13 protein-coding genes are annotated in these 14,333 nt (G+C 73.6%); 10 read left to right on the forward strand and 3 right to left on the reverse strand.

Annotation, left to right across the window (positions count from 1 at the left end; all coding sequences use genetic code 11):
- The first annotated feature begins 293 nt into the window (after positions 1 to 293).
- From E2C05_RS20805 to E2C05_RS20835, 7 genes are all read left to right on the forward strand, one after another.
- Positions 294 to 1,496 (forward strand): aspartate aminotransferase family protein, encoded by a 1,203-nt coding sequence (locus E2C05_RS20805; protein WP_192912494.1) that lies wholly within the window; start codon positions 294 to 296, stop codon positions 1,494 to 1,496.
- Positions 1,493 to 2,446 (forward strand): ornithine carbamoyltransferase, encoded by a 954-nt coding sequence (gene argF / locus E2C05_RS20810; protein ID WP_133221577.1) that lies wholly within the window; start codon positions 1,493 to 1,495, stop codon positions 2,444 to 2,446. The genes E2C05_RS20805 and argF overlap by 4 nt, the downstream gene beginning before the upstream one ends.
- Complete coding sequence (locus E2C05_RS20815; protein WP_200306485.1) at positions 2,443 to 3,600, forward strand: hypothetical protein; 1,158 nt, start codon at positions 2,443 to 2,445, stop codon at positions 3,598 to 3,600. Before argF ends, E2C05_RS20815 begins: the two co-directional genes overlap by 4 nt.
- A 72-nt stretch (positions 3,601 to 3,672) precedes the next feature.
- A complete protein-coding gene (locus E2C05_RS20820; RefSeq protein ID WP_133221578.1) occupies positions 3,673 to 5,361 on the forward strand; it encodes a methyl-accepting chemotaxis protein in 1,689 nt (562 codons plus the stop codon).
- 481 nt (positions 5,362 to 5,842) lie between these two features.
- Positions 5,843 to 6,526 carry an alpha/beta fold hydrolase gene (locus E2C05_RS20825; protein ID WP_200306528.1) on the forward strand — a complete coding sequence of 228 codons (684 nt, stop codon included), beginning with the start codon at positions 5,843 to 5,845 and terminating at the stop codon, positions 6,524 to 6,526.
- Positions 6,527 to 7,159: 633 nt separating this feature from the next.
- Positions 7,160 to 8,137 (forward strand): Hsp33 family molecular chaperone HslO, encoded by a 978-nt coding sequence (gene hslO, locus E2C05_RS20830; RefSeq protein ID WP_133221580.1) that lies wholly within the window; start codon positions 7,160 to 7,162, stop codon positions 8,135 to 8,137.
- Between the two features lie 143 nt (positions 8,138 to 8,280).
- Positions 8,281 to 8,892: a hypothetical protein gene (locus E2C05_RS20835; protein WP_133221581.1), complete on the forward strand. Its 612-nt coding sequence runs from the start codon at positions 8,281 to 8,283 to the stop codon at positions 8,890 to 8,892.
- 194 nt (positions 8,893 to 9,086) lie between these two features.
- Here the strand turns inward: E2C05_RS20835 and E2C05_RS20840 are convergent, their stop codons facing one another.
- From E2C05_RS20840 to E2C05_RS20850, 3 genes are all read right to left on the reverse strand, one after another.
- Positions 9,087 to 9,458, reverse strand: coding sequence for a hypothetical protein (locus E2C05_RS20840; RefSeq protein WP_133221582.1), 372 nt, complete (start codon positions 9,456 to 9,458; stop codon positions 9,087 to 9,089).
- Between the two features lie 31 nt (positions 9,459 to 9,489).
- Positions 9,490 to 9,708: a DUF3126 family protein gene (locus E2C05_RS20845; RefSeq protein ID WP_133221583.1), complete on the reverse strand. Its 219-nt coding sequence runs from the start codon at positions 9,706 to 9,708 to the stop codon at positions 9,490 to 9,492.
- A gap of 142 nt (positions 9,709 to 9,850) precedes the next feature.
- Positions 9,851 to 10,132: a BolA family protein gene (locus E2C05_RS20850; RefSeq protein ID WP_133221584.1), complete on the reverse strand. Its 282-nt coding sequence runs from the start codon at positions 10,130 to 10,132 to the stop codon at positions 9,851 to 9,853.
- A 131-nt stretch (positions 10,133 to 10,263) separates the two neighbouring features.
- Between E2C05_RS20850 and E2C05_RS20855 the strand changes: the two genes are divergently transcribed.
- The 3 genes from E2C05_RS20855 to cobT all read left to right on the forward strand — a co-directional run bounded on the left by E2C05_RS20855 (position 10,264) and on the right by cobT (position 14,124).
- Positions 10,264 to 10,878: a J domain-containing protein gene (locus E2C05_RS20855; protein ID WP_133221585.1), complete on the forward strand. Its 615-nt coding sequence runs from the start codon at positions 10,264 to 10,266 to the stop codon at positions 10,876 to 10,878.
- Positions 10,879 to 11,011: 133 nt separating this feature from the next.
- Complete coding sequence (gene cobS / locus E2C05_RS20860; RefSeq protein ID WP_133221586.1) at positions 11,012 to 12,022, forward strand: cobaltochelatase subunit CobS; 1,011 nt, start codon at positions 11,012 to 11,014, stop codon at positions 12,020 to 12,022.
- A 233-nt stretch (positions 12,023 to 12,255) separates the two neighbouring features.
- Positions 12,256 to 14,124: a cobaltochelatase subunit CobT gene (gene cobT / locus E2C05_RS20865; protein WP_133221587.1), complete on the forward strand. Its 1,869-nt coding sequence runs from the start codon at positions 12,256 to 12,258 to the stop codon at positions 14,122 to 14,124.
- Positions 14,125 to 14,333: the final 209 nt, after the last annotated feature.

The following is a 14,333-nucleotide window of genomic DNA, read 5'->3' on the forward strand; positions in this document are numbered from 1 at the left end:
CGTGCCGGTCGATCCCGCCGGGCGGAACCGGCGACCGCACCGGCCGGCGCGGCATGCGCAGCGGTGCCGCCGCGGCGCGGCCCGCGCCGGGGGATAGCGCCTGCCGACGATCCGGCCCCGCCGCCATCCCGCCCGGCCGCATGTCGCAGGAGCCGGAGCCGCATGTCGCAGGAGCCGGAAATGTCATGGCTGCCCCTTTGACGCGGCGGGGCGTTTCCGGCCAAATCCGTCGCTTCCCCAACCGCAGCGCCCGCGATCCCCGCCGGCGCAGGGGAAGTCTGGAGACCAGACCGGTGATTCCCGCCCTGATGCCGACCTACAACCGCGCCGACCTCGCCTTCGAGCGGGGCGAGGGCGCTTGGCTGTGGACCGGCGATGGGCGACGATTCCTCGATTTCGGCTCCGGCATTGCCACCGCCAGCCTCGGCCATGCGCATCCGCACCTGGTGCAGGCCATCGCCGAGCAGGCGGCCAGGGTGATGCACACCTCGAACCTCTACCGCATCCCGCAGGCGGAGAAGCTGGCGGCGCGGCTGGTCGAGACCTGCTTCGCCGACAGCGTCTTCTTCTGCAATTCGGGCGCCGAGGCGAATGAGGGGATGATCAAGGCCGTCCGCAAATACCATGCGGAGAACGGCCACCCCGAGCGGAACGTGACCATCTGCTTCGAGGGCGCCTTCCACGGCCGGACGCTGGCGACGCTGGCGGCGACGGGCAACGAGAAATACCTGGCCGGCTTCGGCCCGCCCATGCCCGGCTTCAGGCATATCCCATTCGGCAACATGAACGCGCTGCGGGACGCCATCGACGGCACCGCCGCGGCGGTGATGCTGGAACCGGTGCAGGGGGAGGGCGGCGTGCGCCCCGCCAGCCTCGACTTCCTGCGCCAGGTGCGCGCCGCCTGCGACGAGTTCGGCGTGCTGCTGGCCCTCGATGAGGTGCAGACCGGCATGGGCCGCTCCGGCAAGCTCTGGGCCCATCAGTGGGCCGGGATCGAGCCGGATGTCATGTCCTCGGCCAAGGGCATCGGCGGCGGCTTCCCGCTGGGCGCCATCCTGGCCAAGGAGAAGGTGGCGCAGTACCTCAAGGCCGGCACCCATGGCAGCACCTATGGCGGCAACCCGCTGGCCTGCGCCGCCGGCAATGCCGTGCTGGACGTGGTGCTGGCGCCCGGCTTCCTCGACGGCGTGGACAAGGTCGCGCGGCATCTCTGGCGCGGCCTGCTGGCCCTGGCGCAGCGTCATCCCACGGTGATCGACGGCGTCCAGGGCGCCGGCCTGCTGCTCGGCATCAAGCTCCGCCCCGAGGTCTCGAACGGGGAGGCGCAGAATGCCGCGGTGGCCGAGGGGCTGCTGACCGTGGCCGCCGGCATGAACGTGCTGCGCCTCGCCCCGCCGCTGATCATCACCGAGGCGGAGGCGGAGGAGGCGCTGCGGCTGCTCGACCGCACCATGCTGCGCATCACGCCGTCGGCGGCGAAGGCAGCGGCAAAGTGAGCGCGGTCGTCGCGCTGAAGGCCGGGGGGGAGGATCCCCCCCGGCACTTCCTGGAATTGATGGATTTCGAAGGGCCGACGCTGCGGCGCATGCTCGACCTTGCGGCGCAGGCCAAGCGCGGCGCCATGCCGGGCAAGCCGCTGGCCGGCAAGAGCGTGGCGCTGATCTTCGAGAAGCCCAGCACCCGCACCCGCGTCAGCTTCGAGGTCGGCATCCACCAGCTTGGCGGCCAGCCGATCGTGCTCTCGGCGCGGGACATGCAGTCCTCCCGCGGGGAAGAGATGAGCGACACCGCCAAGGTGCTGTCGCGCTATGTCGACGCGATCATGATGCGGACGCATGACGTCAACCGCATCCGCGAACTGGCGCGGCACGCGACGGTGCCGGTGATCAACGGCCTCACCGACATCTCCCACCCCTGCCAGCTGATGGCCGATGTCCTGACCTTCGAGGAGCATCGCGGCCCGATCGCCGGCCAGGTCGTCGCCTGGGTGGGCGACGGCAACAACGTGGCGCAGAGCTTCATCCAGGCCGCCGCGCGCTTCGGCTTCACGCTCAGGCTCGCCACGCCGGCGGCGCTGCGCCCGCCGCAGGCGCTGGTGGACTGGGCAAGGGCGCAGGGCGCGACGATCGAGCTGACCGAGGACCCGGCGGAGGCGGTGCGCGGCGCGCGCTGCGTCGTCACCGATGCCTGGGTGAGCATGAACGACGAGACCGACGACAGCGGCGCGCCGAACCGGCACAACCTGCTGGCGCCCTACCAAGTGACGGAGGCGCTGATGCGCCAAGCCGCGCCGGATGCGATCTTCCAGCACTGCCTGCCCGCCCATCGCGGGGAGGAGGTGGCGGCCGAGGTGATCGACGGCCCGCAGAGCGTGGTCTTCGACGAGGCGGAGAACCGCCTGCACGCGCAGAAGGGCGTGCTGCTCTGGGCGCTGGGCGCGGGGTGAGCGAGGCGGCGGCCCCGGCCGCCGCACAACCCCGCGAGGCCGGGCGCGACCTGCTGGTCCGCGCCGGCCATGTGACCGCGCTGCGGCTCTTCGACATCGCCTATGCCATCGACCTGAAGCGGGCCGAGGCGCTGTGGGCCGCCCGTGCCCCGAACGCCGCCGAGCGCCGCGGCCTGACCGGCACGCCGCCCAAGGCTATGTCCTTCGGCGACCCGCCACTCATCCTCCGCCTGCCGCCGGCGCCGCTGCGCCTGGGCGAGGAGGCGTTCGAGGCCGCCGTCACCGCCCGCGTCTATGATTTCGGCGTCGTCTCCCTCGCCCTCACCCTGCCCGCATCGGATCTGTCCTGGGCGGAGTTCACCGCCCGGGTGAACCGGCTGCAGCAGGCGGTCGGCCCCGGCGCCGGCGGGCCGTGGCGGGACCTGCTGGACGCCGTCCGCATGCCGCTGCGGGCGGCGATCGAGCGGCCGGCGGAGACGCATCTGGAGGAGGACTACCTGCTGGCGGTGGTCGAGCGGCTGGAGGCGCCGCTGACCGCCGAGGCGCTGCTGGAGCAGGTGGACCTGATCCCGCTGCTGACCGGGGAGACGCGCCCGCTCGCCCCCGGCGCCCGCGCCGAACTGCTGCGCCAGCGCTTCTCCTGGTACACCGACGATCTGGTCGTGCTGGCCTGGGACCGCGCCTTCGTCCTGGAACCGAGGGCCGAGACCGATGTGCTCGACGTGCTGGAGATGGCGAATGCCCAGCTGCTGGAGATGCGCTTCTACGACGAGCTGCTGGATGCCGAGCTGCCGCGCATCTACGACCTGATCGAGGCGACGCGCCGCGCCCCGGCGCTGCTTTCGGCGCGGCGCTATGCCAGGCTCGCCCGCCGGCTGCACGGGCTGGTCGCCGAGGTCACGGAGCTGACGGACCACGCCGACAATGCCCTGCAGGTGACGGAGGATGTCTACCTCGCCCGCGTCTATGGCGCCGCCCTGGCACTGTTGCGGGTGCCGCTGGTCTCCCAGGCGGTGGACCGCAAGCTGCAGACGGTGCGGGAGACCTACCAGGCGCTGTACGACGAGGCGCATTCCGGCCGGGCCGAACTGCTGGAGATCGTGGTGGTGGTGCTGATCGCGCTCGAGATCGTGCTGTCCCTGGTCCGGCACTGAGGGGCGGCCGGATTTACCCACCCTTCAGGCGCGTATGCCTAGGAAAGCGGAACGATCCCAGGAGCGTTCCCGTTGCACGCCTTCCTCCGCCCCCTTGCGCAGCTCAGCCTGCGTGGCCGCGTGCTCGCGCTCGTGCTGCTGCTGTTCGGCCTCGCCTCGGCCGGCTTCGGGATCACCACCGCGCAGAACCTCCGGGAACGGGAGGAAGCGGCCGTCGCCGCGCGGCTGGAGACCGCGCTGCGCCTGCTGCGGAGCCTGGCCGAGGACAAGGGCGCGGCCTGGCGGCTGGACGGCAACCGCCTGTTGCGTGGCGACGTCGCCCTGAACGACCTGAACGACCTGCCCGACAGGGTGCTGGCCATCACCGGCGCGGTCGCCACCATCTTCGCCGGGGAAACGCGGGTGGCGACCAATATCCGGCGCCCGGATGGCGGCCGGGCCGTCGGCACGCCGCTCGCGGCCGGCCCGGCGCTGGACGCGGTGCGGCGCGGCGAGACCTTTCGCGGCGTGAACCTGATCCTCGGCACCCCGCATGTCACGGTGTACGAACCGGTGCGCGACGGGTCCGGCCGGCAGGTCGGCATCCTCTTCGCCGGCCTGCCGGTGACCACGGTGGCGGCGGCCGAGGCGGTGGCGATCCGCCAGGCGCTGCTGCAGGGCGCTGCGGTCCTGACCGTGATCGGGCTGCTGGTCTGGCTGGCGCTGCGCCGGATGCTGCGGCCGCTGGGCGAGATGGCGACGGCCCTGCAGGCGCTGGGCGAGGGGCGGCACGACATCGCCGTTCCCTGCACCGACCGGGTGGATGAGCTGGGCCGGATCGGCCGCGCGGTGGTCGGACTGCGCGACGCAACCCGATCCGCGCAGGCCGAGGAAGCGGCGGCCGCCGCCGCCCGCGCCGCCGCGGAGCGGGAGCGGGAGGCGGCGCGCGGCCGCATCGCGGGCGAGATCGAGCAGGCGATCGGCCAGGTATCGGATCGGCTGGCGGCGGCGGCGCAGGGCGTGGGCGGCGCGACCGATGCGGTGGCCGCGGCCTCGGCCGGCGCGGCGCAGCGCTCGGTGGCCGCCGCCGCGCGGGTCGAGGAAGTCGGCGGCCATGTCCAGGCCATGGCGGCGGCGACCGGGGAGCTTGCCGGCTCGGTCGAGGCCATCGCGCGCCAGGTCGGGGAGGGCGCGCGGGTGGCGGCGGAGGCGGTGCAGGCCGCCCGCAGCTCCGACGCCACCGTGGCGGGCCTGGCGGAGGCCGCGCAGAGGATCGGCGACGTGGTGCGGCTGATCAGCGACATCGCCGGCCAGACGAACCTGCTGGCCCTCAACGCGACGATCGAGGCGGCGCGGGCGGGCGAGGCCGGCAAGGGCTTCGCCGTGGTGGCGAGCGAGGTGAAGGCGCTGGCCGGGCAGACCGCGAAGGCCACCGAGGAGATCGGCGCGCAGATCGCCGCCATGCGCGGCGCGACCGACCAGGCCGTGGGTGCGCTGCATGGCATCGCCGGCGCCGTGGGCCGGATGGAGGAAGTGACCGCCGCCATCGCGGATGCGGTGACCGCGCAGGGCGAGGCGACGCGCGGCATCGCCGGCAGTGCCGCCGCCGCGGCCCATGGCACGGCGGATGCGCAGGCGGCGATGACGGCGTTGCGCGACGATATGGCGGCGGCGGAGGCCAGCCTTTCCCGCCTGCGCGCCGCGGGCGGAAGCGTGACGCAGGAAGGCGAGGCGCTGCGCACCGGCGTGGCGCAGTTCGTCGCGCGGCTGCGCGCGGGATGAAGCGACGGCTGCGCGCGGGATGAAGCGACGGCTGCGCGCGGGATGAAGCGGCGGCTGCGTGCGAGGCAAAGGCGCGGCCGCGCCCGGAAGGCGGGCTGCGGCGGATGACGCCGCCGGCCGGGGCGCGCCGCATCGCGCCGCGCCGCGATCGGAAGCCGGTATCGGCCCGGCATTCGGTCCTACGCGCGAACCGGCAAAGCCCCAGGCGATGGGCATGCCGGCCCAGACCGGCCGGTGCGGCCGCTCGAAACCCGCGGCGCGGTCCGCAGGCGGGCGCGACCCTCGGCCTGGGAACCCCGCCCCCTCCCCATGGCGCCGATCGCTGGGCGCGGTCGGCCGACTGCGCGGGTCGCTCCGGCCGGGCCCGGAAGCTTGTACCCAAGGCGCCACGCCATCCACGCCGGCGCCTGGCGCCGGTTTGCCCAGCCGCCGGCCCGCCTTCTACCCTCCGGGCCTCAGCATCGCCCGGAGCATGCCGCGAATGGCCACCTTCCTGATCTGCCACGGCGCCTGGGGCGGCGGCTGGGCCTGGCGGAAGCTGCGCCCGCTTATGCGCGAGGCAGGGCACGAGATGTTCACGCCGACCTATACCGGCCTCGGCGAGCGGGCGCATCTCGCGCACCCGCTGGTGGACCTGGAGACCCATGTCGAGGACATCCTCGCCGTCATCGCCGCCGAGGACCTGCACGACCTGATCCTGGTCGGACACAGCTATGGCGGCATGGTGGCGACCGGCGTCGCCGACCGGGTGCCGGAGCGGCTGCGGCACCTTCTCTACCTCGACGCCTTCGTGCCGGCCGATGGCCAGTCGCTGGCCGACCTCGCCGGTCCGGGTGGCCCCGCTGCGCCCGTGGCGGGCTGGCTGGTGCCGCCGCTGCCCCCGGCACCCGATACCGCACCGGAGGACTTGGCCTGGGCAGCGTCCCGCCGCCGGCACCACCCGGTGCGCTGCTTCACCCAGCCCCTGCGCCTGCGGCATGCGGCGCCGCCTGTCCCCCGCAGCTACGTCCATTGCACGCGGAAGGAGGGCCCGGACGTCTTCCGGCAATTCGCCGACCGGTTCCGCGATGACCCGGCTTGGCGGTTCCACGCGCTGGATGCCAGCCACAGCCCCAACCTCACTGCGCCGGCGGCATTGGCCGCGCTGCTGCTGGTCCTGGCCTGAGGGGCGGCCCGGGCCGCCGGCGGCGCCCGTGCGGTCCTGGGCGGATCGCGGGGCATCGCCCGAAGGGCGAACCGGCCTGCCGTGCCGCACCAGGCGCGGAGCGCCAGGCAGTGCAGGACGGTGGCTCCGCCCGGCGACGGTGGCGCGGGGCGGATTCGCGCGGCGCGACATGCCCCCGGCATCACCGGTCGGGAGGGTGGCGCCGTCCGCCAAGCGGGCGCCTCTGGCGGAGCCTGGCATCCGGGTGCGTCCGTGCGCCATGGCGGCAGGCGGGGTGCCCTCGCCAGGCTGCCCGACGCTCCCGCGCTGTGCTCGCTCGGTCTGGACTGGCGCAACGCGCCGCCCCAGATCCGGCGACGGGGAGGGCGCGTGCGTCCCGCCCCGGTTTCCGCCGGGTCGAGGTCGTTCCCGCCGCGCGCGGCCAACGCAGCGGCCGGTCCGGTTGCAAGCCGGCACGCGAGGCGGAACGCCGGCCGCCGGGCCGGCCGCCGCATTGGCCGCGGGCCGCCCGGCCCCCTATCTAGGGCGGGACCTGAAGCGGGTCGGGCGCGGCGGGAACGCCGCGCCGGGTGACGCCGCTTCGTGATCTCGCCGTCCTCACCATCCAGGCCCCCCTTCAGGGTACCCACCGCATTGCCAGACCCCACCCAGCCTTCCGAAACCCCCGATTTCCTCCAGCATGACCGGCCGCCCGTGCCGGACATCGTCGTGCCGCGCGGCGTGCAGCCCTTCCACCTGCAGGACAAGCCGGTGCGCGGCCGCCTCATCCGCCTCGGGCCGCTGGCCGAGGCGCTGCTGGTCCGGCACGACTACCACCCGGCCGTGACGCGGCTGGTCGGGCAGACCCTGGCGCTCGCCGCCGGCCTGGCCAGCGCGCTGAAATTCCAAGGCAGCTTCTCCATCCAGGCCAAGGGCAAGGGCCCCGTGCCAATGCTGCTGGCCGATTGCACGGAGGCCGGCGCGCTGCGCGGCTATGCCAGGGCGGAGTCCGAGGCGCTGGCGGCCCTGCTGGCCGAGACGCCGATGCCGGAGGCGGGCGCGCTGCTCGGCGCCGGCTACCTGGCCTTCACCTGCGATCAGGGGCTGGACATGGACCGCTACCAGGGCATCGTGGCGATGGAGGGCGAGACGCTGGCCGAGATGACCGGCCACTACTTCCGCACCTCCGAGCAGTTGCGCAGCCATGTCCGCCTGGCCTGCGGCCATACCCCGGCCGGGTGGCGCGCCAGCGCCTTCATCATGGAGAAGGTGGCCGGCGAGGGCGGCATCGACCCGACCCTGGATGCCGAGGCGCAGGAGGAAGCCTGGCGCACCGCCGTCATCCTGGCCAACACCCTGACCGATGCGGAGATGCTCGACGACGCCCTGCCCTCCGCCACGCTGCTGCACCGGCTGTTCCATGCCGAGGGGCTGGCGCTCGACCGGCCGCGCAGCCTCTCCTATGGCTGCCGCTGCTCCCGCGCCCGGCTCGCCGGCGTGTTGCAGGGCTTCCCGGAGGACGACCTCGACCACATGGCCGAGGATGGCCGGATCACCATGACCTGCGAGTTCTGCAACCTGGCCTTCCGCTTCGACCGGACCGAGGTCAGGGGCGGCGCCGGCCGTGCCTGAGACGCCGTGGAAGGATGCCTGCGTCGCTCTCGGGAACCGAAAAACCCGCGTGTTTTCAACGGGCTTTCCTTCGCGAGCTCGATTGCCCTACACACCCTGAGTCATAGATGGACCGGATCGATCCGATGCGGGAGCCTCGCCCCATGCCGTCCCGGCGCGTCGCGCTGCTGCTGCCCCTGGCCTTGCCGCCCTTCGTGCTCGGCGCCTGCGGCGGGCCGGAACCGGCCTTCGTGCCGCCCGGGCCGATGCGCTTCGGCCACCTGACCCCGCTGCCGCTGAATGTCGCGGCGGTGGAGGTCCTGCCCGGCGGCCCGCCGCCCCAGGCGGGCGATATCGGCGCCCGGCTGGCGCCCAGCCCGGCCGAGGCGGTGCGCATCATGGGCCAGGACCGGCTGCTGGCGGTGGGCACGGCGGGGGAGGCACGCTTCGCCGTCACCCAGGCCGCCCTGGTGCAGGGACGGGACAGCCTGACCTGCCTGGTCGGCTGCCGGCTGGAGATCCTCTCCCCCGCCGGCGAGCGGCAGGGCTTCGTCGAGGCGCAGTCCCGCCGCGCGGTCAGCGGGCGGGAGGCGGAGCGGCCGCGCGCTGCCGAGGCGCTGCTGCGCAACGCCATGGACGACCTGAATGTGGAGTTCGAGTTCCAGCTTCGCCGCGCCCTGCGGGACTGGCTGGTGCGAGTGGTGCCGGGGCCGGACGGCACCCTGCCCGCGCCGGCCCAGCCCGGCGTGGCGGTGGAGGAATTGCCGAAGCTCTGACCGGTCCGGGTCGGCGGGGCCGCAGGGGTCGCCGCGCCGGAGGCCCATGCCCGGCGCCTGGGGGGCGGGACGGGGAAGGGCGGGGCGCCGGCCCTGCCTCGCCCGACCCATCGCCGTCGGGTTCGGCGGCGGCCGCGGCGCCGCTTCGGCCCTTCTCCAATGCCGGGCGGCGTCAAGCCGCGTTGCGGGTCGCCTCAGCCCTCGCGCGGCGGCGGCCGGAGCGGTTCGTAATCCTCGGTCCCGATGTCGCGGCCGAACTGGCCGCGGTCCGCCGGCAGCGCGCCGCGGCGCGGCGCCTCGGCCCCCTGGCTGTCGCCCGGCGGCAGGCCAGGGGAAGGCGCGCCCGCCCGCCCCGCCATCGCGTCCACCGGCGGCGGCAGGCTGCCCGCCGCGCCATTGCCGGCGCCGTCGCGCAGCAGGTCCAGCGGCAGCGCCCGTTCCGCGGTGCAGGAGCAGACGACGCTGCCATCCGCCATCTGGTTGGGCATGGTGACCTCGTCGCAATGCGGGCAGAGCACGGGGTCGAGGCGGAGCTGCTCGGGGCGCTCGCTGGGGCTGTCGCTCATGCGGGCATGACGCGCCATGGCGCGTCCCGGTTCAGTTGAGCTGGTTCAGGTCCTCGGCCAGCACGACGATCTGGACCGAGTAGGAGACCTCGCCATCCTCGGCGTCGCGGTGGACGGTGCCGACGAATTCGCTGCCGACGAACAGCTCGACGGAGGCGTTGCGGCGCTTCGGGGTGGAGAGCGTGATGCGGTCGTTGCCCAGCAGCCGGCGCAGATGAGCCTGCACGGCAGCGAGTTCGGCTGGGGTCATGGCCAGTGATCCTGCTTGCGTCGGGCCGGGTGCATAGCGGCGGGGGGCGGGGGGCGCCAGGGCAGGGGGGGAATTCAAGCCCCGCGGCCCGCCCGCACGCGAAGGTGCTACGGCGGCGGTCGCACCGGCGCCGCGCGGCCGGTCAGGCGCCGCCGGCTTCCTCCGGCGTCAGCAGCCGCAGCGACAGCGCGTGCAGGCCGCCGCCGAACTCCGCCTCCAGCGCCGCATGCACGGCGCGGGACCGGGCGACGCGGGTCTGCCCGGCGAAGGCCGGGCTGACCACCAGCACGCTGTAATGCGTCTCCCCGCCCGGTCGCGCGCCGGCATGGCCGGCATGGCGGTGGCTTTCGTCCTCGACATCCACGCGGGCCGGCGGGAAGGCGGCGAGGAGCGTGTGGCGGATGCGGTCTGCGCGGGTCTGCATGCGGGGTATCTCTGCGGTTTCCGCGCGACGGGCAAGCCATGCCGGCGCGCCGCGGCCGGTGATCGCCGCGGCAGGCGCCGCCGGCCCGGCCGATGCTTGCACACCCCTGGGGGCACGCCCATAAAGCCTCAATGCCTCCTCGCCGCGGCCGCAGCCCCGAGCCTGATCCGGACCGGCCGCAGCGGCCCTGCGACGCGCCCGGCTGCACCGCCGCCGGGGAATACCGCGCGCCACGCTCGCGCTCCGCCCTCAACGAATACCTGTGGTTCTGCTTGCCCCATGTGCGCGAATACAATGCCGCGTGGGACTACTACAAAGGCATGAATCCCAACGAGATCGAGGCGAACCTGCGGCACGACAGCGGCTGGCAGCGGCCGACCTGGCCGCTGGGCCGGCTCGGCGGGTCCACCCGCTTCTCGCCGGAATTCCTGCGCGACCCGCTGGGCATTCTGCGCGACACGCCGCTGCACGCGAAGCGCACCCGGCCGGCCGAGGAGAAGCGGGAGGCGCCGCCCGAACTCCGCGCCGCCCTCGACGTTCTGGGGCTTGCCTGGCCGGTGGAGCCGCCGGCGCTCCGCGCCCGGTACAAGGAACTGGCCAAGCAGCTTCATCCGGACGTCAATGGCGGCGACCGCGGCGCCGAGGACCGCCTGAAGGACGTCAACCGCGCCTACAGCCTGCTGCGCCAGCGCCTCGGGGCCGGGCGCAGCGCCGCCCCGGCCGAGCCGGCCGGCGCCGCACCCTGACGGGGCCCGGGACGGCCCGATCCCGGCCGATGCCGGCCACCCCTGGACGGTGGTTGGGATTTCGCCCGGACCCGGGTAGCCTGCCGCGCGAGCCTGCCCTAGTCTCCCGACCAAGAACACTGAGCGGATGCCGATGACCAAGGTCGCCACACTCGCCGAGATCCGTCCGACCTCGGCGATCAACACCCCCGATATCACCGTGAGCGCCCGCGAGGCCTTCGGTCTCGACATCGACATGCAGGTGCCGGCCTATTCCACCCGCACGGAGCATGTGCCCGAGGTGGACGAGACCTACCGGTTCGACCGGGAGACGACGCTCGCCATCCTCGCTGGCTTCACCAACAACCGGCGGGTGATGATCCAGGGCTACCACGGCACCGGCAAGTCCACCCATATCGAGCAGGTGGCGGCGCGGCTGAACTGGCCCTGCATCCGCGTCAACCTCGACAGCCACATCAGCCGCATCGACCTGATCGGCAAGGATGCGATCGTCCTGAAGGACGGCAAGCAGGTGACCGAGTTCCGCGAGGGCATCCTGCCCTGGGCCCTGCAGCATCCCTGCGCCCTGGTCTTCGACGAATACGATGCCGGCCGGCCCGACGTGATGTTCGTCATCCAGCGGGTGCTGGAGGTCGAGGGCAAGCTGACTCTGCTCGACCAGAACAAGGTGATCCGGCCGCACCCGATGTTCCGGCTGTTCGCCACGGCGAACACCGTCGGCCTCGGCGACACCACCGGCCTCTATCACGGCACGCAGCAGATCAATCAGGGCCAGATGGACCGCTGGTCCATCGTCGCCACGCTGAACTACCTGCCGCACGCGCAGGAGACGTCGATCGTCCTGGCGAAGATGGGCGCCGACGCGTCCGACGCCAAGCTGAAGAAGCGGGTGGAGGCGATGGTGGCGCTGGCCGACCTGACCCGCGCCGGCTTCATCGCTGGCGACATCAGCACGGTCATGTCGCCGCGCACCGTCATCACCTGGGCGGAGAACACCCGCATCTTCGGCGATGTCGGCTTCGCGTTCCGCCTGACCTTCCTGAACAAGTGCGACGAGGCGGAGCGGGGCACGGTGGCCGAGTACTACCAGCGCTGCTTCAACGAGGACCTGCCGACCGGCACGCTGCTAAAGAAGGCGGGGTAGGGCGCGGCGCGGCGGGGCGTGAACGCCCGGCCGCGCGCATCTGCCCTTCCAGCAAGGGTTCGGCGCGGATGGCGTGTTCGGGCGAATGCGCCATCCACCCTCGTATCGCCCCTGCCCCTCCGCCTGCGGCCGTCCCGATGACGCAGCCCCGCAGGCGCGGAGCGCCGAGGCGCGAAGTCTGAATCGGGCCGGCGGCGAGCGCGAAGCGGTCCGGGCGAAGCGGAGGCCACAGCATGTCCAAGCAGGACCTGACCCGCCAGGAAGAGTTCAAGCGTGCCACCGCGGGCACGCTGCGCGCCATCGCGCATGCGAATGCCGAGGTGCAGGTGGCCTTCCAGCCCGGCCCCGGCGGCGTCGCCGGCAAGCGCGTGCGCCTGCCCCTGCCGACCCGTGCGCTGCCGCCGGCCGAGATGGCCAAGCTGCGGGGCGCCGCCGATGCCGCCGCGCTGCGCATCCGGCACCATTCGGAAGCGGTCCACTCCGCCCGCCTGCCGACGAGGCGGGAGGCGAAGGAGGTCTTCGACGCGCTAGAAGACGTGCGCGTGGAAGCCGTGGGCAGCCGCCACATGGCCGGCGTCGCCGCCAATCTCCGCGCCCGCCTCGCCGACCAGTGCGAGACCGAGGGCTATGACCGCATGACCCGCAAGGACCAGCTGCCGCTGCCGGCGGCGCTGTCCCTGCTGGCGCGGGAGCGCATCAGCGGCGACCCGGCGCCGGAGGCGGCGCATCGCGTGCTCGACCTCTGGCGCGACACGCTGGGGGAGAAGGCCGAGACCGCGCTGGCCGAGATGGCCGAGGCGACCGAGGACCAGGACGCCTTCGCCCGCGCCGCCCGCAAGCTGCTGACCGCCCTCGATCTGGCCGAGGCCGAGGTGGAGGCCGAGGCCGAGGACCAGGAGGACGGCGAGGAGAGCGGCGAGCAGTCCAGCCAGCAGGACCAGTCCGGGGAGGGCGAGGCCCAGGCCCAGGACCAGGAAAGCATGCTGGGCGCTCAGCCCGAGACGATGCAGGGCGAGGCCTCCGACGAGGAGGTGGAGGAGTCCGAGGAGGAGGGCGCCGCCGCCGAGGGGGACGACAAGCCCGGCGGCCCGCAGCAGCGGCGCGAGGTGCCGCAGACCGACGACGCCAGCCGCTACCACCCCTTCACCACCAATTTCGACGAGGTGGTGGAGGCGGACGACCTCTGCGACCCCGAGGAGCTGGGCCGGCTGCGGCAGCAGCTCGACCAGCAGCTCTCGCACCTGCAGGGCGTCGTCTCCAAGCTCGCCAACCGGCTGCAGCGCCGGCTGCTGGCGCAGCAGCAGCGCGCCTGGGAATTCGACCTCGAGGAAGGGACGCTGGACGCGGCGCGGCTGGCCCGCATCGTCGCCAACCCGCTGCTGGCCCTGAGCTACAAGCGCGAGCGCGAGGCCGACTTCCGCGACACCGTCGTGACGCTGCTGATCGACAATTCCGGGTCCATGCGCGGCCGGCCGATCACCGTCGCCGCCATGTGCTCCGACATCCTGGCGCGTACCCTCGAACGCTGCGCGGTGAAGACCGAGATCCTCGGCTTCACCACCCGCGCCTGGAAGGGCGGCCAGAGCCGGGAACGCTGGGTGCAGGAAGGCAAGCCGCGCAATCCCGGCCGGCTGAACGACCTGCGGCACGTGGTCTACAAGGCCGCCGACGCGCCCTGGCGGCGTGCCCGCAAGAACTTGGGCCTGATGCTGCGCGAGGGGCTGCTGAAGGAGAATATCGACGGCGAGGCGCTGGAATGGGCCTACAAGCGCATCCGCACCCGGCCGGAGCACCGGCGCATCCTGATGGTGATCTCGGACGGCGCGCCGGTGGATGACAGCACGCTGAGCGTGAACCCCGGCAACTACCTGGAACGCCACCTGCGCAAGGTGATCGGCGACATCGAGGGCCGCGGTGACGTGGAACTGATTGCCATCGGCATCGGGCATGATGTTACGCGCTACTACCGGCGCGCGGTGACCATCGTGGACGCCGAGGAGCTTGGCGGCACCATGATGAAGAAGCTGGCGGAATTGTTCGACGAGGATGCGGCCGAGGCCTGGCAGCGGGCCGCGATGGAGCGCGCGCCGCTGGTCGCCTGAGGCCCCGCTGCTGGGTGCCGGCCCGGCCGCGGGGTCGGGCCGCGCCATGCCCGCCGGCGCCCGGATCCCGTCACCCCTCCCTCCCCCCGAGGACCCCCATGTCGCATCCCCCCGGCGGGCCATGGCGCCGCCGGCCCCTGCTGGCGGCCGCGGCGGCAGCCCTGGCGGGCGCCGGCTGCGCCCTGCTGCCGGCCCGCGTCACCGCCCAG

It is taken from the genome of Paracraurococcus ruber, assembly GCF_004353985.1.
Classification (GTDB): Bacteria; Pseudomonadota; Alphaproteobacteria; order Acetobacterales; family Acetobacteraceae; genus Paracraurococcus; species Paracraurococcus ruber.